Source organism: Propionivibrio sp. (assembly GCF_016790145.1).
GTDB lineage: Bacteria > Pseudomonadota > Gammaproteobacteria > Burkholderiales > Rhodocyclaceae > Propionivibrio.
The window spans coordinates 1-22,518 of the sequence record NZ_JAEUOI010000239.1 but is presented as its reverse complement, the minus strand read 5'-3'; the positions used below and the strand labels follow the sequence as shown (position 1 = coordinate 22,518).

The window sequence follows — 22,518 nt, the reverse complement described above, 5'->3', positions numbered from 1 at the left end:
TTAGGAACGGCTACAAAAACATTTCCCGAATTTCTGACTAGGGCCGCCGCAGTTAGACAAGTCTGAGATAGTTCAAAGCAGGAAGGAGCGCACCGGAAACGACACGATGAGTGGCATTGAATTGATTAGGAGTGCGAGCTTACGCATAGAGGGTTGGCATGGGTATTTTATCGGAGCCCGATTGCGCGAGGCGTTTGAATCAGCATTAGGCAATTAGCTCAGGAAGCGTGTAGCACTTTCCAGATCGGTATAGGTCGTGCTCCGATACAGTGCCGAAACGAATTTTTCCCAGATGGTATCGGGCTCGCCGAGACGAAATCCGTAATAGCCCAGGAAACCATTATTATTCTCGCGCAGTGCCAGGGCACGGAAATGAGAAATATCGGCTTTCCCCAGTTGGACGGTCATGTCGCACCAGGTATTGAGCGGCAACAGGTCGTGCGCACGTGCCTGAAAACCACGGCGTGATACTTCGATGACCTCGATCAGGATTTCCTGCGGGCCATCGGCGGCAAGAACAGTAATTTTTGCCGGGCACTTTACTGAGAAGCGCTGGTGTCGGCGGATCGGAATATCCTCCCGATTGTCCGAAAGGGCGGGGAGAACCGACCAATAATCAGGCAGATCGTAGATCGAATGGAGCAGAGCTTTCTGGCGCTCGCTCAGATTCTCGAAAGTTTTGGTGCGCACATTGAAAAAGTGATTGAGCAGCTCGGGCGTCAGCACCGGATCGTTGGTCGTGAAAAAGCGGCGGTTCGGAAATTGGATGTTGGGCATTTTGACCGTCAGAAAATAGGCGTATAGATTGCGGTGCGGCGGCTTGGATGCATATTGCTTCTTGAAAACCTCAGGCGCTTCCTTGAGATCCAGTGTTGCGCCAATCGCCGGCGCGCCATTCACAAAATCGTAACTCTCAACCATGGTTGCCGTAAGTCGCTGGAAAAAAAGCAGCGACTCGTACATCTCAATATGGCTGGGATTGACGGCAATGACCAGATGCCGGGTATCGAAAAAGGTCGTGCAGTACTCGTACATGAACTTCATTAACGGGAACAGGATGGTACCGCCTGTTTTCCGGAACTTGCGATGGATGGCGAGCGCCGAGACTTCGGCGATATAGCCTTCCTTTTCACGTAAGGGGCTTAGATCGAAGATGGTCTGCAGCGGAACACCCAGCGCGCTTTCACGAATCAGCGAGATGGTTCCGACCACTTGGCCATCGTACTTGGCGCAAAGCGTGGTCGTGGTCGGCAGGGCGTGATAGATGGTCACGCGCATTCCCGAGGGATCGGGCTTCATGAAGCCGCTATCGACGTAGGCATCGTGCAAAACCGCGAAACAGGCTTCGAGTTCCTCCTGAGTTTCGGCAATTTTCAGTATCAAGCGCTGACTCGGTGCAGGGTTGCAGTCTGCAAATGAGCGAAAAACCTCAAACCGTTGCTTGCGCGGCAGCCAGGAGATCAGCTTTCTGATGACTTGATGCACATATTTTCGTGCAAGCGAACGTACCCTTTTCAGCATTGCACCTCCCACCATTCAAAGTATTGTATTAATCATACTACGCTCATGCCAACACAAAGGCGATGGTCAACATTGACAGCGAACCAGGACCATCGTGATGATGACCGGGGAGGCACTGGCGAGCACAGGTTCAAACTGCCTTGAAGTTGTTATTGCCGTTCTTACCTCAATCCAGGCGGGCCAGAATTTTTAGTCAAGGTAACGCGCGTCGTGCAGCCCCGACGAACCGGAAAAAAACAGTTCACCGAGACCTGCCGCCTAGTTAATCAGATCCCGCTACGCAATAGCGACGATGCCCTGATGGTCAACGGGTTCGAACTCGTCACCACGGCTCAAGACCACACCATGCCATTCATCAATGCGCGGGCGACGTCGCATCGTGTCACGAAAGATAATGTCGCGGATTTGAAGTTGAAGTGATCGGCATTACCAACCTCAAAGGCCAGAGTCGGATCAAGCTTGATGGTATTCTCAAGGGCATCCGGCAGGATGAGAAAATCGACATCGCCGGCAACATCGAGTCGGCAACCAGGGAGTTGTAAATATTCACTCACCTGCGCTGGGTTGATCTGGAATTACGTAGTCTGGAATTACGTAGTCTTGCCCTTACGGGCTACCAGTGGTAAATATCAATGCATGAGTTTCGCATCAAACACCGGGAATCATCATGCGCGTATTGCTGGCTGAAGACAACAATCAACTGGCTGTCCGGCTCCGCAAGGATCTTTTGCGGTGTGGTTTCGCCGTCGATCTGGCCGGAAATGGCGTCGATGCCGAGCACCTTGGCAACGAGGAAGATTACGATTGTGTCATCCTCGATCTCGGCCTGCCCCAACGCCCCGGACTGGAAGTGCTGAAGAACTGGCGAAAGCGACGCAAGCTGATGCCGGTACTGATTCTTACCGGCCGCGATGCGTGGCACGAGAAAGTCGAAGGATTCCGTGCCGGCGCTGACGACTATATGGCTAAACCCTTCCACTTCGAGGAATTGCTGGCCCGCCTCCACGCACTGATCCGCCGCAGCCATGGACACGCATTGCCGATCCTGAGCGGATACGGACTGAGCCTTGATGAGGACCACCAGACGGTAATCCACGATGGTGTCCCGTGCGCGCTCAGCGGCGTCGAATTCCGCTTGCTGCGCTACATGATGCTGCACCCCGGCAAGGTACTTTCCAAGACCGAACTCGGCGACCATATCTACGCCAACGATTCAGACAAGGACAGCAATGTCATCGAAGTCCATGTCAATCACCTACGCAACAAGATCGGCAAGCATCGCATCAGCACCCGTCGCGGGCAGGGTTATGTGTTTGGCGAGACGGATTGATGACGTCGATCCTGAAAGCACTGACGATCGGACTTACCCTTAGCCTGGGTGCCGTCTTCGCGGTGCAGTGGTCGGCCGGCCGCGTCGCCATCGAAGCCATGATGGAAGACTATGTTGCGGCAGATCTACGCCAGGATGCCGAGGAGTTGTCGACGGCGCTTGCGGTCAATACCGGCGGCGAATCCGTGGTCGGTATTTCGCACTTTGATCCCGTCTACCTGCAACCGGGCTCCGGCCACTATTTTCAGATCACCGCCGATGACGTTGACACGATACGTTCGCCTTCCCTTGGCAACTTTAACATCGAAATCGGCGCCACTGCACCCGGCCGCACCGAGACCAGTCGCAGGGCCGGGCCCGACCGGCAGCAGTTGCTGGTCAGCGCCATTGGTGTCGAGCGCAACGCTCGCCAGTTCACGATCGCCGTTGCCGCCGACATGCTGCCGATCCGCGAGCGGATCGATGCCTTTCTGGTGCGATACACGCTATTGACGCTGACCATGTTCGCCGTCCTGCTCGCGCTTCAGGTCTGGATCGTCCGCCGTGCCCTGGCTCCGCTACGCCGTGCGCAAGCCGATGTCGCGCGCCTGGAACACGGGGAAATCACCCAACTCGGCGATAGCGTCCCGAGCGAAGTCCTGCCCCTGATCCGCAATGTCAATCACCTGCTGGCCGTCCTCGGCGAACGCCTGCGACGCTCGCGCGAGTCGCTCGGCAATCTGTCGCACGCGCTCAAGACGCCGCTGACGCTGCTCACCCAGATGTCCGATCACGAATCGATCCGTGCCGACCCCGCGCTGCACACGCAAATCCAGGAGCAGCTACGAGCTCTGGGCGGCAGCATCGATCGCGAGCTGCGCCGCGCCCGTGTCGCAGACCAAAGCAGCAGTCCGGCAGTCGATCTGCTGGCCGAAATTGACTTGCTTGTCCTCACCATGCGAAAGCTCCACTACGAGCGTGATCTCGACATTGCCACCACGATTTCACCCGCCGCAAGATTTCGCGGCGACCGCGAAGACCTCATCGAGCTTGCTGGAAACCTGCTCGACAACGCCTGCAAATGGGCGAGCCGCCAAGTCGGCGTGAGTATCGGCGTCGACGCAACGGACGGATTCCTACTCACCATCGAGGACGACGGTCCGGGATGTGCGGATCAGGATCTGGAGCGGATCGCCGAACGCGGGGTGCGCCTTGACGAGGCGAGGGCCGGTCACGGGCTCGGCCTGGCCATCGTCCGCGACATCGTCTCCAGCTACGGTGGCGAACTGTCTCTTGGCCGCTCCAGCCGTCTTGGCGGCATGCTCGTTTCGGTCTCGATCCCCACCGTAGGGGGCCTTGGCTGGCGAGCGCCTGACCAAGAAAAGCTCCCGCTTGCTTCCTGAACGGCAAAACACCGACAGCCGGAATTAAGGCTGAGTTAAGGATGACCTGATAGCCTCCGATGGCGTCTGTGTTCCAACAACCCTTCGGAGCTTAAACCATGTATAGAATCGCGCTTTCAATCCTCACAGTCGCCGTTTCATTGGCATTGACACCAGCGACTGCCTCCGCCGCCGTCTTCGGCTCGCTCGGCAATTTCGACACCGTCAACGACACCGGCAAACCTGCCTACGGGTTTGAGATCGATATCGAGGATCCATTGTTCGACCACACGAAGATCACCAGCGTCTTCGGCTATGACCGGGTCTTCTCGTTCATCTCGCCGGACCCCGGCGCCGTAGTCCGCTTCGGCAAGCCGACCATCACCGACGTGCCCGGCTATGGCGTAAAAATCATATACGGTGGAACGATCGGCGGCAGCATCTTCACCCCGGCCAATAGCTTGGCTGCACCGTTTGCCACGACCGGGGAGAGTTGCTGGCCCGGCGCGAATGCCGGATGGAAGAGCAACCCCTGCGATCATTTTGGCGTCAGCACTTATGGCAACCCGGCTGCAATCAAGTACAGCTGGATCACTGACACCGGCAACCAGGCCGTCAGCGTCCCATCGGTGAGTTTTGTGCCCATTAACCAACAGCCGGGGTTGCCGCCCCCAGCGGTGCAGGCGGTGATCCAGGCGCCCGTTGTCCAGCTGCCCGCTCCTGAGGCGAATGCCTTTTGGGTCAAACTTACGCTGACCACGCTGCCCGAAAACGTCAACTTGGGCGATCTGCTGATTGGCAACCATCAGGGAGCTCACCAACAGATTGCCGACCTGAACAACAAGCCGGAGTCCGAGACGGAGTGGTATCAGCTTCAGATCGGTAGGGTCAATGAGCTGTCGAAGGAGATCAAGCCGAACGGTGATCCGTCAGTTGTCATCGACATGAAGTTCTACAAGTACCAGGGTCAGTTCGATGGCGAAGGTCTGGTGGACCCCGTAGCCAATGAGTTCCCTCATGTGGACCTCAAAAACATCGCTTACGTCATATTGGCAGACGGCCGGCATGACTTGGTTTATGTCGGTCAGCAGGTCGGCGGCTTCAACGCCAACGAGCTCGCTGCGCCGATTCCCGAGCCCGAAACCTATGCCATGATGCTTGCCGGCCTCGGCCTTGTCATCACGATTGCGCGCCGCCGCAATAATCCACGGCTACTATAGAGTCATAACCGAACCCACCTTATTTACGGAGACTACAGCATGCCATTTCCAAGCAAGACAATTTCGCTCATCGCTCTCTCGATCGGCACCGTCCTGGGCTCGACGCCCGCCGTTGCCCAGGTTCCGCCGGGCCGTATGCTCGCCTCGCAATGCGCACAGTGCCATGGCACCAATGGCCAGGGACCGGGTTTCGAGGAACTTGCGGGCAAATCCGCGAACGACCTGTACGGCGACCTGCGCGAAATGAAGCTGCGACCCGTCGAAGGCATCATGGACCGCCAGGCGCGAGGCTACACAGACCAACAGTTGCGGCTGATCGCCGACTATCTGTCCACCGTCACCCCGTCGGGCAATGCCGACTGATCGGCCAGGAGAATACACATGAGCAACTTCAACAGAAGGCAATTCCTCCAGGCGGCCGGTGCCGCGACCGCATGCGCCGCGCTTCCCCGCGCAGCCAGCGCCAACACCTACGGTCGCGTGGTCGTTGTCGGCGGCGGCTTCGGCGGTGCCACCGTCGCCAAGTACCTTCGCCTCTGGGGCGGCGACGTCCAGGTGACGCTGGTCGAACCGAACCCGACCCATATCGCCTGCATCCTGTCCAATCTCGTGCTCACCAGCGCGCTGTCGATGAGTCGCATTACGCTCGGCTACAGCGCATTGCAGACCAATCATGGTGTTTCGCTGATGCAGGGGCGAGCAATCGCAATCGATCCGCCGGGCAAGCGGCTCACCGTGCAGACCCCTACCGGCCAGGAGTCGCTCGACTATGACCATCTCGTGCTGGCGCCCGGCATCGATTTCGCACCTGCCCCTGGGCTCTGGGACCCTAATCTGACGCCGCACGCGTGGCAAGCCGGTGAACAGACCACGCGCCTGAAGAATCAGATTGCCGCGATGCGCAACGGCGATCGCTTCGTGATGACCGTGCCGAAGTCGCCCTATCGCTGTCCGCCCGGACCCTACGAGAGAGCTTGCGTGGTTGCCGACTACCTCAAGGCCAAGCGCCGGACCGGAGCCAAAGTCATCGTGCTCGACGCCAACCCCTCCATCCAGGCCGAGCCGGAAGCCTTCGGCAGGGCCTTCTCGGATACACACCGCGGCGTTATCCAGTATTTTCCCAACGCACAGGTGCAGTCCATCGACTCGGCGTCCCGTAGTATCGTCACCTCAGCCGGAACCATCAACAACGCGACGGTGCTCAACTACATCCCCAACCAGAAGGCAGGCGCAATCGCTGCGTTGCTGGGCGTGAATTCGACAGGATTCGTTCCTGTCAACCCGCTCACCTACGCGACGGCGATTTCCACCATCCACGTCATCGGCGATTCCTGCGCCGTGCCAGCCAGCGACGGCAAGGCGGTGCCGAAGTCCGGTCACATGGCCAACTCCGAAGCCAAGGTTTGTGCCGACGCTATTCTGCGGGCTCTGAACGGTGAGGCCGCGGACCAAAACATCGCGACAAGTTCGGCCTGCTACAGCCCGATTACTGCGCGCACCGCGTCGTGGCTTTCTGCCAACTTCATCTACGGCGACATTTACGATGCCAATGGCAAAGTCAAAGGAAAGGGCATGCATCGCCTAGATATCGGCGAGGCGCCTGGGCAGCGTGTGAACAACGACAGCTACCAAGAGATGTTCACCTGGGCCGACAGCTTGTTCGCCGACAGCTTCGTTTGAAGTGAGGCAACTTTAGCTGGCTGAATACATTCAGCCCCGCATCGGGCGCCTTGCGGCGCCTTTTTTTTGTAAACGACGGGATCATCGCCGATTGATGAGCCCGTCCCCTGAGCCCTGCGGACGACCCCTGAAAATATGTATTCGGAATGTAACCAGGCGCCACTGCGACAACTGATGTCCAGGGGGTTGGTTGATTCTCTCGGCAGACTGTTCGGGAAATGAATTTTCGGTTTACTATTCCACTCGAACCATCACGCATTCTCTACCCAAGGAGCAACCATGAATTACCGTCACCCCATCCGCAGCACGTTCTCTCTGTTCGTTTTCGCTCTCGCCAGCACCAGTCTGGCGGGGGCAGCTCTGGGCGGCGACATGCCCAAGCGCAAATCCGGTCTGTGGGAAATCAATATGCGCCACAACGGTTCTCCTGGCATGGGCCCGATGCAACAGTGCATCGACCAGAACACCGACAACCTCATGCAGCAGAAAGCCAAGGACAGCAAGCAGGATTGCAGCGTCATGGATGTCAAAACCTCAGGCAGCAAAGTGATCATTCATTCCGTATGCAAGATGGAAGGTTCAACGGCAACCACTGACGGCGTCTTTGAAGGCGCGTTTGATTCCAGTTACAAGGGAACCATGAAGACGCAATTCAGCCCGCCCATGCACGGCATGAGCGAATCGAACATGGCACTGGACGCGCGCTGGCTCGGTCCATGCAAGCCAGGGCAGAAGCCCGGCGATGTCATCATGCCGAACATGGGTGGCGTGAACATCAACGAGATGATGAAACAGCATCAGCAGCAACAACGATAAACCCGTGTAGCGGGATATTCAGGGGCTGCCGAAGACAAGTGCCGGCTCAATGCGAACCGGCTCACCCTCACCCGTTATCAGCATCTCGCCGTCCTGGATCATGCACTGCAGGCTCATGTTGCGGCTGGCCAATGCCGCCAGCGCCTGCGTGCTTTCCGCCGACAGCCTGAATACCGCCAGGTTCGGCAGTTTTTCAAGCGTAGCGCGATTCTGTTCCCACCACATTTCCGCCACCCGGCCACCGTAGGAAAACACCACCACCCGCCCGGACCGGCCCGAAGCCTTGCGCAACCAGCGCTCGTCGGGCTGACCGACCTGGATCCACAGATCGATCACCCCGGTCAGATCCTTGCGCCAGAGGTCGGGCTCCTCATCGCTCGACAGCCCTCTGCCAAAGTCCAGCGAATGCTCCGCATAACGCATGAACGCGAGCAGACGGACCATCATGCGAGTGTCGTTTTCGGAAGGATGCCGCGCGAGCGTCAGCGAAAAGTTCTCGAAAACGTTGCGATCCAGATCGGCGAGCGCCAGATCGACCTTGAATATTGTTGCCTTGAGTGCCATGGGAATCTGCCTGGAATCTGCCCGGTATCCTGCAACTCGCAGGCGCTGCCGCTAACATTTGCTCACAGCTCGTCACGCTGACGTCACGTGGGAAAGAATGAAGGCCGCTATACTAGCGGAAAACCCGACCCGGGCGCCGATCCGATTCAACAAGCCAATGCATTTGCGTTTCCCATTACTGATTGCAGCCATTCTCGCCGGCACGCTGGCGCCTGACGCGATGGCCTTTGGCACGCTTGATCCATTCGACACCCAGGCGATCACGCCGCCACGCCCCCTGCTCTATCCATCTGTTGACGGCCGCTTTGTGACGTGCAAACCGCTGCCGGCTGGAGCAAGTTACAGCGTGATCGAAGTCGTCGACCTGGCGCTGTGCCAGAACCCGAAAACCCGCGAGGCGTGGGCCAATGCCCGCGCGCAGGCCGCTCAGGTCGGTGTCGCACAATCCGATTACCTGCCTAGTCTTGACGGCAAGGCCAGCGTCAGCCGCTATCGCATCGATTCGCAGAACGCCAATCAGCGCAGCGCCTCGCTGACCCTCTCCTGGCTGATTTACGACTTTGGCGCCCGCTCGGCCAACCTTGAAATCGCCCGCCAGTTTCTCAGTGCGGCGACTTCGACGCTCGATTCGACCGTACAAAACGTCTTCCTCAGCGCGCTCCAGTCCTACTACAACGCCCAGGCCGCGCGTGCCGCCTTGATCGCTGCGCTGGAATCGGAAAAAGCCAGTCGCGAAAGCTTGACCGCCGCCGAAGTTCGCTACAAGGTCGGCAGCGGCACACCGGCCGACCGGCTGCTGGCGCAGACGGCCTGGTCGCAAGCCACGCTCAACCGCATCAGGACCGAGGGTGTGCTCAAGATCGCGTTCGGCACGCTGGCCAATGTGATGGGGCTGGACGCCAATCAGCCGCTCAAGCTCGTCGACATTCCCGCAGGCAATCCCGAGGCTTCGTTTGAACGCGACATCGACGCCCTGATCGTTGAAGCGCGTCAGCGCCGCCCCGACCTGATGGCCGCCGAAGCGCGAGTCAAAGCCGCGCAAGCGAACGTCGATTACACCCTCGCCTCCGGCCTGCCGACGCTTTCAGTGGGCGCCGGGCCGACATGGCTGGATACCGGCAACATCACCAGCAACAGCAGTTCGATCGGTCTGACTCTGACGCTACCCCTGTTTTCCGGCTTTTCGACCACCTACCAGGTGCGCTCGGCCCAGGCCAATGCCGAAGTGAGCGAAGCACAGCGCGACAACCTCAACCTGCAGGTTGCACTCGATGTCTGGAATGCCTACCAGAGCCTGATCACGGCCACCCAGACGATCAGGACGACAATCGATCTGCTGGCCAGCGCCGAACAATCGGAACGCGTCGCGCTTGGCCGCTACAAGGCCGGCGTCGGCAGCATTCTCGATGTACTCAATGCCCAGAGCGCGCTGGCGTCCGCCCGCCTGCAACGCATCCAGGCGCTGCTCGACTGGTACGTCTCGCGCGCCACGCTGGCCAAGGCCGTTGGCGTACTCGACAGCAGCCTGCTCGACCCTGATGCAGGTAAAAATCAAGGTGCGAAAACCCCATGAATCCAATGCTCAAGAACACCCTCTTCGCCCTGATCGCCTTGGCCCTGGTTGGCGCCGGCTTATACTGGTATCTCGGCAGTGCGGCGCAGGCCCCCGAACAGCGCTACAAGCTGCAAGCCGTCGAAAAGGGTGATCTCGTGCAAACCGTCTCGGCCAACGGTACACTCAACCCGGTCGTTCTGGTGAATGTGGGAACGCAGGTTTCCGGCACCGTCACCAGGCTCTATGTCGACTTCAACGACAAGGTCGAGAAGGGCCAGCCGCTGCTTGAACTTGATCGTTCGCTGCTCGCCGCCCAGGCCCGGCAATCGGCCGCCAACATCGGCAACATCGCCGCGACGCTGGATCTGGCCCGCGCCAACGAAACGCGCATGAAGTCGCTGTTCGCCGAGGAGTATGTTTCACGGCAGGAGCTCGAGCAGGCCATCCAGACGCGCCGCTCGGCCGAAGCCCAGCTTGCACAGGCGCAGGCGGCCGCCGACAAGGATCAGGTCAACCTCAACTACACAACCATTCGCTCACCGGTTTCCGGGATCGTCGTCGATCGGGTGGTCGATCTCGGTCAGACCGTGGCGGCCAGCCTGCAAACGCCGACGCTGATCAAGATCGCCCAGGATCTCTCCGAAATGCGCATTGATTCGAGCTTTGCTGAAGCCGACATCGGCAAGATCAAGGAAGGCCAGAAGGTCCGCTTTACCGTCGACGCCTTCCCCAACCGCAACTTTACCGGCGAAGTACAGCAGATTCGCCTGAACCCGACGACACAGCAGAACGTCGTCACTTACAACGTTCGCGTCTCGCTGCAAAATCCGGAGCAGATTCTGCTGCCGGGAATGACCGCCTACGTCAGCATCGTCGTCGCCACGCGCAACGATATCCTGATGGTGCCCAATGCCGCATTGCGCTTCAAGCCCGCCGATGCCAGCGAAAAAGCAGACAAGCCATCCGACAGACCCGCTCCAGGCGGCCCCTCTGCGGGAGAACAAAAACGCCCCGGCGAGGTCAAGGGGCGAAAACGCGACACCGCCAGCGGCACGGTGTATGTCGTTGAGGGTGGCGAGGTGAAACCGGTCAGTATTCAGTTGGGCATTACCGACAACCGCAACACGGAGGTCGTCGGTGGCGATCTGAAACCGGGCGACAAGGTCATTGTCGGCGAGAACTCCGCCAGCCCCGGCGGCAAGCCGAGCAGCGTCGGCATGAGGCTGTTCTGATGTCCGAGGCGGTCATCCGCGTGGCCGGGCTGGGCAAGTCCTACCTCACCGCCGCCGGATTGTTTCCGGCGCTCAAGGGTGTCGACCTGACGATCCAGCGGGGTGAATTCGTCGCCATCATGGGGCCTTCAGGTTCCGGCAAATCGACGTTCATGAATCTGCTTGGCTGCCTCGATACACCGAGCACCGGCGACTACTTCCTGGTCGAGCGCAATGTCGCGCACATGCCCGGCGACGAGCTGGCCATCCTGCGCAACCGCACCATCGGCTTCGTCTTTCAGGGTTTCAACCTGCTGCCGCGCATGACTCTGGAAGACAACGTCGCGCTGCCGCTCGTCTATTCGGGTATCGGGCGCGAAGCGCGGCGCGGGAAGGGACGCCAGATGCTCGCCCGGGTCGGCCTCGACGGCTACGCCCAATCGCTCCCCGCGCGCATCTCTGGCGGCCAGCAACAGCGTGTGGCGATAGCCCGCGCGCTGATCAATTCACCGCGCCTGATTCTCGCCGACGAGCCAACCGGCAACCTTGACAGCCACACCAGCGAAGAGATCATGGCGCTTTTCGAACAGCTCAACGCAGAAGGCATCACCATCGTCCTGGTCACCCACGAGGCCGACATCGCCGCCCACGCCAGACGCCAGGTGCGCTTTCTTGACGGCTTCATCGTCAGCGACACGGCGACGCCGGTCAGCGAGCGCCAGCCATGCTGAGCGCCATGCTCGGCGAAGCCTGGCACGCCATGGGCTGCAACCGCATGCGCACCGCGCTGACCATGCTCGGCATGGTCATTGGCGTCGGTTCGGTGGTGCTCATGCTGGCCATCGGCCAGGGCGCGCAATACGCCGTGGCGCAGACGATCAGCACCATGGGTAGCAACCTGTACATCCTTATTTCCGGATCGACCAGCACGTCCGGCGTGCGCACCGGCAGCGGTTTCGGACCGACGCTCAATGTCGCCGATGCCGAGGCGATTTCCGAGCTGGATGACATCACACACGTCGCACCGGTGCATCAGGGAACGCAGCAACTCGTTTATGGCGCAAAAAACTGGAGCACGACCGTCGTCGGCACCACGCCGTCCTACCTGGATGCCCGTGCCTGGACGCTGACCAGCGGTTACGCTTTCGGCGAATCCGACGTGCGTTCGGCATCACGGGTGGCGCTGATCGGCAAGACCGCCGCCGAAAACCTCTTTGACCGGGAAGATCCGATCGGCAAAACGATCCGCATCCGCCAGACGCCCTTTGTCATCATTGGTACCCTCGCTGCCAAGGGACAGAACCTCGACGGCCGCGACCAGGATGACACCGTGATCATTCCGCTGACCACCGCGCAGCGCAAGGTGTTCGGCGTCCCTTTTGCCGGCTCGGTGCGCACCATCATATTGCAGGCCAGCTCGGCGGAAGCCATGCCCGCCGTCGAGAAGTCGGTCACCGCCCTGCTCCGCCAGCGGCACCGCCTGCGCGAGGACATGGACAACGATTTCTACATCCGCAACCTCGCCGCCGCCGCCGATTCGGCCGCCGAGACCACCCGTGTCATGTCGCTGCTGCTCGGTGCCATTGCCTCGGTATCGCTACTTGTTGGCGGCATCGGCATCATGAACATCATGCTCGTATCGGTCACCGAACGGACGCGCGAAATCGGCATCCGCATGGCCATCGGCGCGCGCCAGAAGGACATCCTGACCCAGTTCCTGCTCGAAGCCATCATGATTTCAATCGCCGGTTGCCTGATCGGCCTGCTTCTCGGCATCGGCGGCGCCCTGCTCATCAACGCCATCACCGACATGGTGATCGTCATATCAGGCGGAGCGGTAATCGTCGCCTTTGCCGTTGCCGCCGGAGTTGGCGTATTCTTCGGTTTCTACCCCGCGCGCAAGGCCGCCGCACTCGACCCGATCGAAGCACTGCGCTACCAGTAACAAAGCACCATCAGACAAAGAGCACCGCGAAGTGCCAGGGAGATGACTTTTCAAGGACAGGATTCTTGCCTTTCTCCGTGCTCTCCGTGGTTAAACTTTTTTTTGATTCATTAATTCATATCCAATAAACATCATGCCCATCTACAGCCTTGGAACACACACCCCGCAAATCGACCCGGAATGCTGGATCGCCCCCAATGCGACGGTCATCGGTCAGGTTCGTCTGGCCAGAAACGTCTCGATCTGGTGGAACGCCACGCTGCGTGGCGACACCGATCTGATCAGCATTGGCGAGAACACCAATATTCAGGACGGATCGGTGTTGCATACCGACCCCGGCATCCATCTGACCATTGGCCGCGATGTCACCGTCGGCCACATGGTCATGCTGCACGGTTGCACGATCGGTGACGGTGCGCTGATCGGCATCGGTTCGATCGTGCTCAACAACGCGGTGATCGGCAACAACTCGCTGGTCGGCGCCAACACGCTGATCCCCGAAGGCAAGGTCTTCCCGGAGCGCGTGCTGATCGTCGGCTCGCCGGGCAAGGTCATCCGCGAACTGAGTGACGAGGAAGTCGCCCACCTGCCCGGCAGTGCGCAACGTTATGTGCAGAACTGGCAGCGTTATCGGCTCGGTTTGGTCATGATTTGATTCATCGGCGAATTTATATCCCGCACCCCTCTTTCCCAGCGCTTTTTTCTTGAATTCTGCACCGGCTCACATTAGTATCACCTTGATGTGACACGCTTATCAGTTGCGTGAAGCATTCCATCATCGGGAATGACACCTGCCGCCATGACCCTCGGTGATGACATAAGACGAGCAGCGCAGATGCTCAGGGAGGATTTTTGAACACCGATGAACTGCTTGTCCTGAAGGACGAGCCTATTGACCTCACCTCCCCCATGCAGGTGCCTTGGCGCGTTCTCGTGGTTGACGACGACGCCGATGTGCATGAAGTGACACGCTTCTCACTCGGATCGGTCCGCGTCCTCTCGCGTCCGCTTGAACTCCTGCACGCACACTCCGCAGACGAAGCGAAGAGGATTCTCGACGAGGTACCGAACATTGCCGTGATCCTGCTTGATGTCGTGATGGAAAGCGAGGATGCCGGGCTGCAACTCGTCAAATCGGTCCGTCAGGAACAGAGGCTTGCCAGTACGCGGATCATCCTCAGAACTGGGCAGCCAGGCCACGCGCCGGAAGCGGAAACAATCACACTCTACGACATCAACGATTACAAAACCAAGAGCGAACTCACCCAGACCCGCCTCTTCACAAGCCTGACCACGGCGATCCGATCCTACGATCAACTGCGGCGTCTCGAACGCAGTCGGCACGGCCTGGAGTTGATCGTCAATGCCAGCAATAAGCTCAATGCCATGCCCGGTCTACGAGCCTTCGCGGAAGGTTTGCTGACGCAGATTTCAGCGCTCATCGGCGTCGATTCCGATGGTGTCGTTTGTGCCGTGTCGGGCTCTCCTGAGATCGATTCGGAGGCGAGCGAGCCACGCATCATCGCCGCCGTCGGCCGCTTCGCGCGTTTCATTCAGCGTCGCCTTTCCGAGATCGACGACGAGCGTATCGCGGTGGCGCTGACCACGGCTCTGCGCGACAGGAAAAGCAGCATCGGACGATTCAGCGCAACGTTCTATTTTCCGAAATCCGGTGAAGAAGGCTTCGCTGCCTTGATCGACGCCACGCAACCGATCCCCGACATCGATCGAGACCTGGTCGAAGTCTTTTGCAGCAACATCGCCCTGTGCGCAAAAAACGTCGATCTCGTCGCAGAATTGCGCCGCGACGCGTTCGTCGACCGGCAACTCGGCATGCCCAATCGAACCGCTTTGCTGCTTGACCTGAACCAGCGCATTCACACCGATCCGCACGGCGAGGGCGTTCTCGCCATCATCGACCTCGATCAGTTTGCCGCGACCAACGATATTCTGGGGCATCATTACGGGGACCTCCTGCTGCGAACCACGGCCCTGCACCTGCGCAAATTCTTCGGCCCCGGGAACTTCGTCGCCCGCCTCGCCGGCGACGCCTTTGCCGTCGTCGGAAACCGTGACGCGATCAACCCCGAATCAATCCAGCGCTGCTTCAGCGAACCCTTCGAGGTGATGGGAATCCGGCAACCGATTTCGGCCTGTACCGGCCTGGTCGCGCTTGACCGCGGTTTCGAACCGGGAGCCGAATATCTTAAGGATGGATATCTGGCCATGAAGCGCGCGAAAGACGCCGGCCTTGCGCAAACGATGTTTTACTCGAACGATCTTGCGGCGGACGTGCGATCCAGGGCTCGACTGCTTCACAGCCTGCGTAGCGGCTACGAATCCGGGCAGTTTTTCCTCGCCTACCAACCTCAGATCGATCTCGTCGACGAGCGCCTGGTCGGCGCCGAAGCTCTGCTGCGCTGGCGAACCGCCGACGGAACGATGATTCCACCGTCAAGCTTCATCCCGATTGCCGAAAAAAGCGGCCTGATCGTCGAAATGGGGCGCTGGCTGCTGCGTGAAGCACTGCTGGCACGGCACCGCCTGAGTGCCGCCACAGGTTCCGATTTGCGCATGGCCGTCAATGTCTCGCCGGTACAGGTCCGTCGCCCCGACTTTTCCAGCATGGTCATCGAAATGCTGCGCGAAACTGCAACCCCCGCCGCTGCCCTCGAAATAGAAATCACCGAGTCGGTTGCAATTGCTGGCCTCGATGCCGTCATCGCCCAGTTCGCCGCCTTGCGCCAGCTTGGTGTCACCGTGGCACTCGACGATTTCGGCACCGGTTATTCCTCGTTATCCTATCTTGAGCGCTTGCCGATCGACCGCCTGAAGATCGACCGCAGCTTCGTGCTTGCCCTTGAATTTGATCAAGGCAAACGGATTGCGCGAACCATCGTCGTCCTGGGGAAGGAAATGGGCCTGAAGATAATCGCCGAAGGGGTCGAGAGCCCGGCCCTGAGAGACAGGGTCGTTGAGATCGGCTGCCACGAAGCCCAGGGCTACCTCTTCGCACGTCCGATGATCGAACGTGAATTCATCGATTGGTTCAAGCAGCGCCAGGGAAAACCCGGATGATCCGTAAAGTCGTTGCGCTCGCCGGTGCGCTGTTCATGCTCGCACTTGCCGGCTGCGGCGATCCGGAACCCTTGCGCATCGGCATCATCGGCGAATTGAGCGGGCGCTCGCCAGAACTGGCCGAAGCCGCACGTAACGGCGCATTGATGTCCATCGATGCGGCCCAGGCGAGCGGAAAACTCAAGGGCAGGCGCGTCGATGTCCTCGTCCGCGACACCGGCCCCAGCCCCGAAACGGCAGCAAGCGCAGCAAGAGAACTGGTTGCTGCGAAGGTCGAGGCAATCATCGGCCCGATCACCAGCGCCATGGCCACCCCGATCCAGAGCGTCACCGAAAAGTCCGGCATCGTACTGATATCGCCGACAGTCTCCTCCATGCCGTTCTACGGCCAGAACGATCTGCTCTTCCGTCTGAACTGGACGACCCGCGACAGTGCCGTCAACTACGCCCAACACTATCACGCCAAGGGGCTCAGGCGACTCAGCGTTGCCGCCAACGAAAACAACCGGACATACGCGGAGAGCTGGCTGAAGGAATTCAGCGCGGCGTTCGAAGCACTGGGCGGCAGCATCCTTACCTCGCCCTACTTCGACTCGGGTAGCGACAATTACACCGAGATCATCGATACGATGCTGGCATCCCGTCCGGACGGCCTTCTGTTCATTGGCAACGCCGTCGACGTTCCGCGCCTTGCCCAGCAGGCGTTCAAGGTGCGCCCGGGAATCGCCATGATAGCGGCCGACTGGGCTGCAACCAGCCAGCTCATCGAGCTCGGCGGCAAGGCCGTCGAGGGACTGTTCCTCGTGCAGATTTTTGATCAGGACAACAACTCACCCGGCTATCTCGCGTTTCGCGACGCCTACCTCAAGCGTTTCGGAAAGTTACCGGTCTTGAGCAGCGTCCTTGGCTACGAGGCCGCGCAAATCCTCCTCGACGCCCTGGTCCGTCGCCCGGAAAGCATGACGATCAAGGAAGCCCTGCTCAGCTTCGGTCCCTACCAGGGCCTGCAGCAGCAGATCAGCTTCGACGCCAACGGCGACGTGACGCGAACCCCCCATTTCATGGTTGTCCGCAACGGACGCTTCGTACCCGACCGATGAACGTGCCCCGACGCTGGCGCCTTCGAACTGCGCTGATCGGGCTGCTGGCGATCATCTCGTCGCTCACCTTCATTGCCGTCGGCACCATCCTGATGCTCGTGCGCCTGCCTCAGATCGACGCGGAAACGCGATCGCAACTGCAAACCGAGAGCGACGAACTGGCGGGCGGTACCGAAGCGCTGCTCGGCAGCCTGCAGACGCAGATCGAAATGATTGGTTCGACCCTGTTCGTCGCCCCGTACATCGGACTGCAGTCGGTTCTCGAGCGTGCGGTCAGCGGCAGAAGCGCGTTCAATGCCATCTACCAGATCGGCGCCGATGGCACGGTACTGCGCGCTGCCGTCGGCGAAAGCATCGGTAGCGCTCGGCGCGCCGAACTGATCGGCAGCAATCTATCGGGGCACCTGCTCTTCCGACGCGTCAAGGAGGCTGGTGCCCCGACCTGGAGCGACAAGCATCTTTCGCCGGTCGCCGGCAACAATACCGTCGCCGTTGCCGTTCCGTCCGGGGACACCGTGATCGTCGGCGAAGTGCCGCTCGCCGAAATCTTCATACTCCTCAGCCAGTCCAGGGATCGACGCAAAGAACCCATCTGGATCATCGACCAGCGTGGCGACCTTCTGGTCGACAGCGAAGACCCGGCGCGAGTCGGTGTGGTCAACCTCTCCAACCTGCCGCTCGGCACATCGTCGCCGATCGATTCGCAGCCGCCATCGGACACTATCCAAAGGCTGGTCTTCGAAGGCAAACGCTACGATTTTGCGATAGCGCACTCGCAACTACTCGACTGGGCCTTTGTCGTCCGCTCCCCGAGCGGGCTGAAAAACCCGCGTATCGCCTCGACGCTCGACCTGGGAATCGCCGCACTGCTTGGCTCGATCGTCCTCGGCATGCTGCTCTCGCCGCTCTGGGCAAGCTATCTCGCGCGGCCAATCAACGCGATTACCGAACGTGCGCGCCGGATTGCAGCCGGCGAAACCGTCGGTACGTGGCCGCGCAGCCGGACGCTCGAACTGAACCAGCTTTCGGCCGACCTCGAAAGCATGGCAGCCGCTGTTCACGCCCGGGAACAGGAATTCAAAACGATCTTCGACGCCTCGCCGGTCGGTATCAGCCTGCTCGACCCCGAGGCGGGCCATGTGTTCGTGCGGGTCAACCAGGCGCTGATCGAACTGCTCGGCTACCCACCGGAAGAAATGCTCGGAAAAACCGCCCTCGAGATAGGCCTTTGGCAGAATCCCGACATCCGCAGACGCCTTTTCGAGACCCTGCAGCGGGATGGTTTCGGCGAAACCGAAGGATGGCTTCGACGCCACGACGGCAGCGAAGTTCTCGCCGCCATCACGGCCCGCTCTGTGGTCATCAGCGGACGCCCGCATACGATCACGATAGCCAGAGACATCACCGAACTCAGGCGGGCAGAAGAGGATCTACGGCAAGCGAACCTGGTCGTGGAAAACAGTCCCGCGATGCTGTTCCGCTGGAAAGCCGAGGAAGGCTGGCCGGTGGCATTCGTCTCCCACAATGTCAAACAGCTCGGCTATTCTCCCGACGAACTGCTCGATATATCGTTTCGCTTTGCTTCGCTGGTATACCCCGAGGATTTGGAGCGAATCGGCCAGGAGATGCAGGCGTATTCCGAGAGGGGTATCGACCAATTCCAGCAGGAATATCGAATCGTCGCCAAGGATGGAAGCGTGCGCTGGGTCGATGACCGGACTGTCGTCGAGCGAAACTCGCGAGGGGAGATCACGCACTACCAGGGCATCGTGATCGACATCACCGAGCGCAAACGGGCGGAAGAAGCGTTGCGTCAATCCCGGAATCTTCTGCAAACCGTCCTCGACAACATTCCCGCGCGCGTGTTCTGGAAAGACCTCGAATCGAGGTATCTTGGCTGTAATCAATCGTTTGCGCACGATGCCGGTGTCGATTCGAGCAACTTGATGGTGGGTCGAGACGATTACCAGATGGGTTGGCGGGAACAGGCCGACCTTTATCGAAATGACGACAGACAGGTACTGGAATCCGGCAAATCAAAGATCAACTACGAAGAACCCCAGGCGACCCCCGACGGGCGCCACATTTGGCTACAAACCTCAAAGGTTCCGCTGCGGGATGCGGATGGAGTCGTCTTCGGCATACTGGGCACGTACCAAGACATCACCGAGCGCAAGCAGGCGGAAGAAGCGCTCCGCCGCAGCAACCGACAGCTTCGGATGCTGAGCGACTGCAACCAGGCGTTGGTTCGCATCACCAACGAAATTGAATTGCTGACCACGATCTGCACGATCACCGTGCGAGCAGGTGGTTACCGCATGGCCTGGGTGGGTTACGCGGAACAGGATGAGCCCAAAACGATACGTCCGATGGCGCACGCCGGATTCGAGGAGGGCTATCTGCAAAACCAGAATATCACCTGGGCGGACGACGAACGCGGTCTGGGTCCCATGGGCACCGCGATTAGCTCGGGGCGCCCCGGCCTCGTCCAGAACATCGCTGGCGATTCGCGGTCCGCGCCTTGGCGCGCGGAGGCAGCCAAGCGTGGCTACGCGGCCGTGTGCGCCCTGCCGTTGAAGGCCGGCGACCGGATCTTCGGAGCCTTGGGCATTTTCTCGTCGGCGCCGGATGCGTTCGACGCCGAGGAAATCGACTTGTTGAGCGAGCTGGCCAGTGACCTGGCGTTCGGCGTCGCCGTGCTGCGCACCCGGACCGAACATGAACGGGCCGAGATGGCGCTCAAAGAGAAAACCGAGGAACTCGACCGCTTCTTCACAGTGGCGCTTGATCTTTTGTGCATCGCTGACACAGAGGGCAATTTCCACCAGTTGAATCCCCAGTGGGAGGTTGTGCTCGGTTATTCGTTGTCGGAGCTTAAAAATGAACGCTTCCTCGATCTGGTGCATCCCGATGATCAGGCCAGTACGCTGGCGGCCCTTGGCCAATTAAGCACGCAGAAAGTCGTTTTGAACTTCGTGAATCGGTATCGCCGCAAGGACGGCTCCTATTGTTGGATCGAGTGGAAATCCTATCCAATGGGCAATCTTGTTTATGCGGCTGCCCGCGATATCAGCGAGCGCAAGCGAGCGGAAGCTGAATTGCTGCAGCACCGCGAACATCTGGAAGAACTGGTCGCCGAGCGGACCACCGAATTGCGCCAGGCCATGGCCCAACTGGTGCAATCGGAAAAGCTGGCTGCACTGGGCAGCCTGGTCGCCGGGGTCGCCCACGAACTCAACACCCCGCTGGGTAACACCCGGGTGGTCGCCAGCAGCCTGGGCGAGCATCTGCATGAATTTGCCGCAGCCGTCGAATCGGGCGCCCTGCACCGCTCCCAGGTGAGTACCTTCCTGAACCGGGGTCGCGAGGCGGTCGACCTGCTGGAGCGCAACACCGCCCGTGCCGCCGATTTGATCAGTCACTTCAAGCAGGTGGCCGTCGATCAGACCAGTACGCGCCGCCGCTCGTTCGACCTGCGCCAGACTATCGAGGAAGTGCTGCTCACCCTGCGCCCCCAGTTCAAGCGCACCGCCCACCGGATCGAGTTGGAGATCCCCCCCGATCTGGAACTGGACAGCTACCCCGGTCCGCTCGAACAGGTCATCGCCAACCTGATCGGCAATTCCTTGACCCACGGCTTCGAAGGCATCGCCGAAGGGGTGATCCGTATCCGCGCCACGCCGCTCGGAACCACCCACGTCGAGATCGACTTCACGGACAATGGGGTAGGTATCCCGGAAACGATACTGAAACGCATCTTCGACCCGTTTTTTACGACCCGGCTGGGCAAAGGCGGCAGTGGCCTGGGGCTCTATATTGTCTATAACCTGGTCACGGGTTCTCTGGGCGGCGCTATCCAGGTCTATAAGCCACCCGAGAACGGCGTCGGCTTCACGATCACCCTGCCCCGCACCGCCCCTGATCGCTGAGAGTCTTTGAAAAAATCATTACTGCCCGATTTTCACGCTCGTCACCCCGGCGCAAGCCGGGGTCCAGCTCGTTTATCTGATTGTTTTAATGGATATCAGAGGAAGGTACTGGATTCCGGCTTGCGCCGGAATGAGCGCGAAGCCTGGCCTCGGGCCACGGCTTGGGTGGTGTTTATCCATTAATTCACAGCCTCTGAGTCCCGCGTTGTCGATCGACAAATACCGAAGGGGTGCGTCAATGGCGCATTTGTCGATCGTTGCAGAGTCACCTCATTGCTTTCCGCCGCTAAGGGTCATGCCATTGGCAAACAGGCAGACCCGATCCCGACCGCAATTCTTGGCCGCGTAGAGCGCCTTGTCTGCGGCTCGCATCATGTTACTTGCCTCCTCCATGCCGCTCTTCCGGATGGCGACGCCGATGCTGACCGAGGTCTGGATGTCCGCTCCGGCGATGCTTATGGTCAGGGCCTTGACCATCTTGCGCAAACGCTCGGCGGCCAGCAGGGCCGCTCTGCTTCCCGTGTCGTGACAGACCATCAGAAACTCCTCACCACCGATGCGGCTGACGCTGTCGTCCTTGCGGGCCGCGATTTGCAGCGCCTTGGCCACCTCCTGCAATACCCGATCACCGACGGCGTGGCCGTGCCGGTCGTTGATGGACTTGAAGAAATCGATATCGATCATCAGAGCCGCCACGGGCTGACCGGTGCGCCTGGAGGCACTCCAGTTGATGTCCAGTGCCTCGATCCCTGCCCGGCGATTGGGCAGACCCGTTAACACATCGGTCATTGCGGCATTGCCAAGCCGCTGATTGCTGATGGCCAGTTCCGCCGCGAACTGCTTGAGTTGCGCGCGGTCGTTTTCCCAGGTCTCGAGCAGCTTGACGTAATGCAGCGCCGCCCGCATGCGGGCACCCAGGGCGCGGATGGTGACTGGCTTGATCAGGTAATCATCCGTCCCGGCCTCGAAGGCCTCGACGATTTGCTCCTCGGTCTCGACCCCCGTCAGCATGATGACGTACATGGACTGACCCCAGTCGGTGGCGCGCAGGGCGCGGCACAGTTCCAGACCGTCCATGACCGGCATCAGCCAGTCGGTAATGACGATCTGGGGCATCGCCTCCAGGGCCAGCGCCAGGGCCTCCTGGCCATTCTCCGCAGTGTAGACCGTGCAGCCGAGGACTTCGCGCAGTATGGCTTCCGTCATGA

At 59.9% G+C, this 22,518-nt stretch carries 18 protein-coding genes; 15 read left to right on the top strand and 3 right to left on the bottom strand.

What is annotated here, in order from left to right; translation table 11 throughout:
- Positions 1–213: 213 nt before the first annotated feature.
- On the bottom strand, positions 214–1,383 hold the full coding sequence (locus JNM42_RS19385; protein WP_294274285.1) for a hypothetical protein: 1,170 nt from the start codon (positions 1,381–1,383) through the stop codon (positions 214–216).
- A gap of 554 nt (positions 1,384–1,937) precedes the next feature.
- On the opposite strand from JNM42_RS19385, the gene JNM42_RS19380 reads away from it, so the two are divergent.
- From JNM42_RS19380 to JNM42_RS19350, 7 genes are all read left to right on the top strand, one after another.
- Entirely contained in the window at positions 1,938–2,063 is a 126-nt protein-coding gene (locus JNM42_RS19380) for a hypothetical protein (protein ID WP_294274282.1), read from the top strand.
- 125 nt (positions 2,064–2,188) lie between these two features.
- Complete coding sequence (locus tag JNM42_RS19375) at positions 2,189–2,851, top strand: response regulator transcription factor (RefSeq protein WP_294274280.1); 663 nt, start codon at positions 2,189–2,191, stop codon at positions 2,849–2,851.
- Positions 2,851–4,233: a sensor histidine kinase gene (locus tag JNM42_RS19370; RefSeq protein ID WP_294274277.1), complete on the top strand. Its 1,383-nt coding sequence runs from the start codon at positions 2,851–2,853 to the stop codon at positions 4,231–4,233. Before JNM42_RS19375 ends, JNM42_RS19370 begins: the two co-directional genes overlap by 1 nt.
- Before the next feature lie 98 nt (positions 4,234–4,331).
- Positions 4,332–5,432, top strand: coding sequence for a PEP-CTERM sorting domain-containing protein (locus JNM42_RS19365; RefSeq protein WP_294274274.1), 1,101 nt, complete (start codon positions 4,332–4,334; stop codon positions 5,430–5,432).
- 39 nt (positions 5,433–5,471) lie between these two features.
- A complete protein-coding gene (locus JNM42_RS19360) occupies positions 5,472–5,795 on the top strand; it encodes a c-type cytochrome (RefSeq protein ID WP_294274271.1) in 324 nt (107 codons plus the stop codon).
- Between the two features lie 18 nt (positions 5,796–5,813).
- Entirely contained in the window at positions 5,814–7,112 is a 1,299-nt protein-coding gene (locus tag JNM42_RS19355; RefSeq protein WP_294274268.1) for an FAD/NAD(P)-binding oxidoreductase, read from the top strand.
- A gap of 279 nt (positions 7,113–7,391) precedes the next feature.
- Complete coding sequence (locus JNM42_RS19350) at positions 7,392–7,928, top strand: DUF3617 family protein (RefSeq protein ID WP_294274266.1); 537 nt, start codon at positions 7,392–7,394, stop codon at positions 7,926–7,928.
- Between the two features lie 18 nt (positions 7,929–7,946).
- Here JNM42_RS19350 and JNM42_RS19345 read toward each other — a convergent pair whose 3' ends face one another.
- The gene (locus JNM42_RS19345; RefSeq protein ID WP_294274264.1) at positions 7,947–8,492 is read right to left on the bottom strand and encodes a YaeQ family protein; all 546 of its coding nucleotides are present in this window, start codon (positions 8,490–8,492) and stop codon (positions 7,947–7,949) included.
- Between the two features lie 97 nt (positions 8,493–8,589).
- Between JNM42_RS19345 and JNM42_RS19340 the strand changes: the two genes are divergently transcribed.
- From JNM42_RS19340 to JNM42_RS19305, 8 genes are all read left to right on the top strand, one after another.
- Positions 8,590–10,065: a TolC family protein gene (locus tag JNM42_RS19340; RefSeq protein ID WP_294274259.1), complete on the top strand. Its 1,476-nt coding sequence runs from the start codon at positions 8,590–8,592 to the stop codon at positions 10,063–10,065.
- Positions 10,062–11,279: an efflux RND transporter periplasmic adaptor subunit gene (locus JNM42_RS19335; protein WP_294274256.1), complete on the top strand. Its 1,218-nt coding sequence runs from the start codon at positions 10,062–10,064 to the stop codon at positions 11,277–11,279. The genes JNM42_RS19340 and JNM42_RS19335 overlap by 4 nt, the downstream gene beginning before the upstream one ends.
- Entirely contained in the window at positions 11,279–11,989 is a 711-nt protein-coding gene (locus JNM42_RS19330; protein ID WP_294274253.1) for an ABC transporter ATP-binding protein, read from the top strand. The genes JNM42_RS19335 and JNM42_RS19330 overlap by 1 nt, the downstream gene beginning before the upstream one ends.
- The gene (locus JNM42_RS19325) at positions 11,983–13,203 is read left to right on the top strand and encodes an ABC transporter permease (protein ID WP_294274250.1); all 1,221 of its coding nucleotides are present in this window, start codon (positions 11,983–11,985) and stop codon (positions 13,201–13,203) included. Before JNM42_RS19330 ends, JNM42_RS19325 begins: the two co-directional genes overlap by 7 nt.
- Before the next feature lie 133 nt (positions 13,204–13,336).
- The gene (locus JNM42_RS19320) at positions 13,337–13,858 is read left to right on the top strand and encodes a gamma carbonic anhydrase family protein (RefSeq protein ID WP_294274248.1); all 522 of its coding nucleotides are present in this window, start codon (positions 13,337–13,339) and stop codon (positions 13,856–13,858) included.
- Between the two features lie 197 nt (positions 13,859–14,055).
- Positions 14,056–16,281: an EAL domain-containing protein gene (locus JNM42_RS19315; protein ID WP_294274246.1), complete on the top strand. Its 2,226-nt coding sequence runs from the start codon at positions 14,056–14,058 to the stop codon at positions 16,279–16,281.
- The gene (locus JNM42_RS19310) at positions 16,278–17,381 is read left to right on the top strand and encodes an ABC transporter substrate-binding protein (protein WP_294274243.1); all 1,104 of its coding nucleotides are present in this window, start codon (positions 16,278–16,280) and stop codon (positions 17,379–17,381) included. Before JNM42_RS19315 ends, JNM42_RS19310 begins: the two co-directional genes overlap by 4 nt.
- Entirely contained in the window at positions 17,378–21,310 is a 3,933-nt protein-coding gene (locus JNM42_RS19305) for a PAS domain S-box protein (RefSeq protein WP_294274240.1), read from the top strand. The genes JNM42_RS19310 and JNM42_RS19305 overlap by 4 nt, the downstream gene beginning before the upstream one ends.
- Positions 21,311–21,580: 270 nt before the next feature.
- On the opposite strand, the gene JNM42_RS19300 is transcribed toward JNM42_RS19305, so the two are convergent.
- The coding region (locus tag JNM42_RS19300; protein ID WP_294274237.1) for a diguanylate cyclase at positions 21,581–22,518 on the bottom strand (938 nt) is incomplete at its 5' end.

Coding starts and splice junctions, on each gene's coding strand:
- JNM42_RS19375 (WP_294274280.1), top strand. CDS start 2,189: ATGCGCGTATTGCTGGCTGAAGACAACAATCAACTGGCTGTCCGGCTC.
- JNM42_RS19370 (WP_294274277.1), top strand. CDS start 2,851: ATGACGTCGATCCTGAAAGCACTGACGATCGGACTTACCCTTAGCCTG.
- JNM42_RS19365 (WP_294274274.1), top strand. CDS start 4,332: ATGTATAGAATCGCGCTTTCAATCCTCACAGTCGCCGTTTCATTGGCA.
- JNM42_RS19360 (WP_294274271.1), top strand. CDS start 5,472: ATGCCATTTCCAAGCAAGACAATTTCGCTCATCGCTCTCTCGATCGGC.
- JNM42_RS19355 (WP_294274268.1), top strand. CDS start 5,814: ATGAGCAACTTCAACAGAAGGCAATTCCTCCAGGCGGCCGGTGCCGCG.
- JNM42_RS19350 (WP_294274266.1), top strand. CDS start 7,392: ATGAATTACCGTCACCCCATCCGCAGCACGTTCTCTCTGTTCGTTTTC.
- JNM42_RS19345 (WP_294274264.1), bottom strand. CDS start 8,492: ATGGCACTCAAGGCAACAATATTCAAGGTCGATCTGGCGCTCGCCGAT.
- JNM42_RS19340 (WP_294274259.1), top strand. CDS start 8,590: ATGAAGGCCGCTATACTAGCGGAAAACCCGACCCGGGCGCCGATCCGA.
- JNM42_RS19335 (WP_294274256.1), top strand. CDS start 10,062: ATGAATCCAATGCTCAAGAACACCCTCTTCGCCCTGATCGCCTTGGCC.
- JNM42_RS19330 (WP_294274253.1), top strand. CDS start 11,279: ATGTCCGAGGCGGTCATCCGCGTGGCCGGGCTGGGCAAGTCCTACCTC.
- JNM42_RS19325 (WP_294274250.1), top strand. CDS start 11,983: ATGCTGAGCGCCATGCTCGGCGAAGCCTGGCACGCCATGGGCTGCAAC.
- JNM42_RS19320 (WP_294274248.1), top strand. CDS start 13,337: ATGCCCATCTACAGCCTTGGAACACACACCCCGCAAATCGACCCGGAA.
- JNM42_RS19310 (WP_294274243.1), top strand. CDS start 16,278: ATGATCCGTAAAGTCGTTGCGCTCGCCGGTGCGCTGTTCATGCTCGCA.
- JNM42_RS19305 (WP_294274240.1), top strand. CDS start 17,378: ATGAACGTGCCCCGACGCTGGCGCCTTCGAACTGCGCTGATCGGGCTG.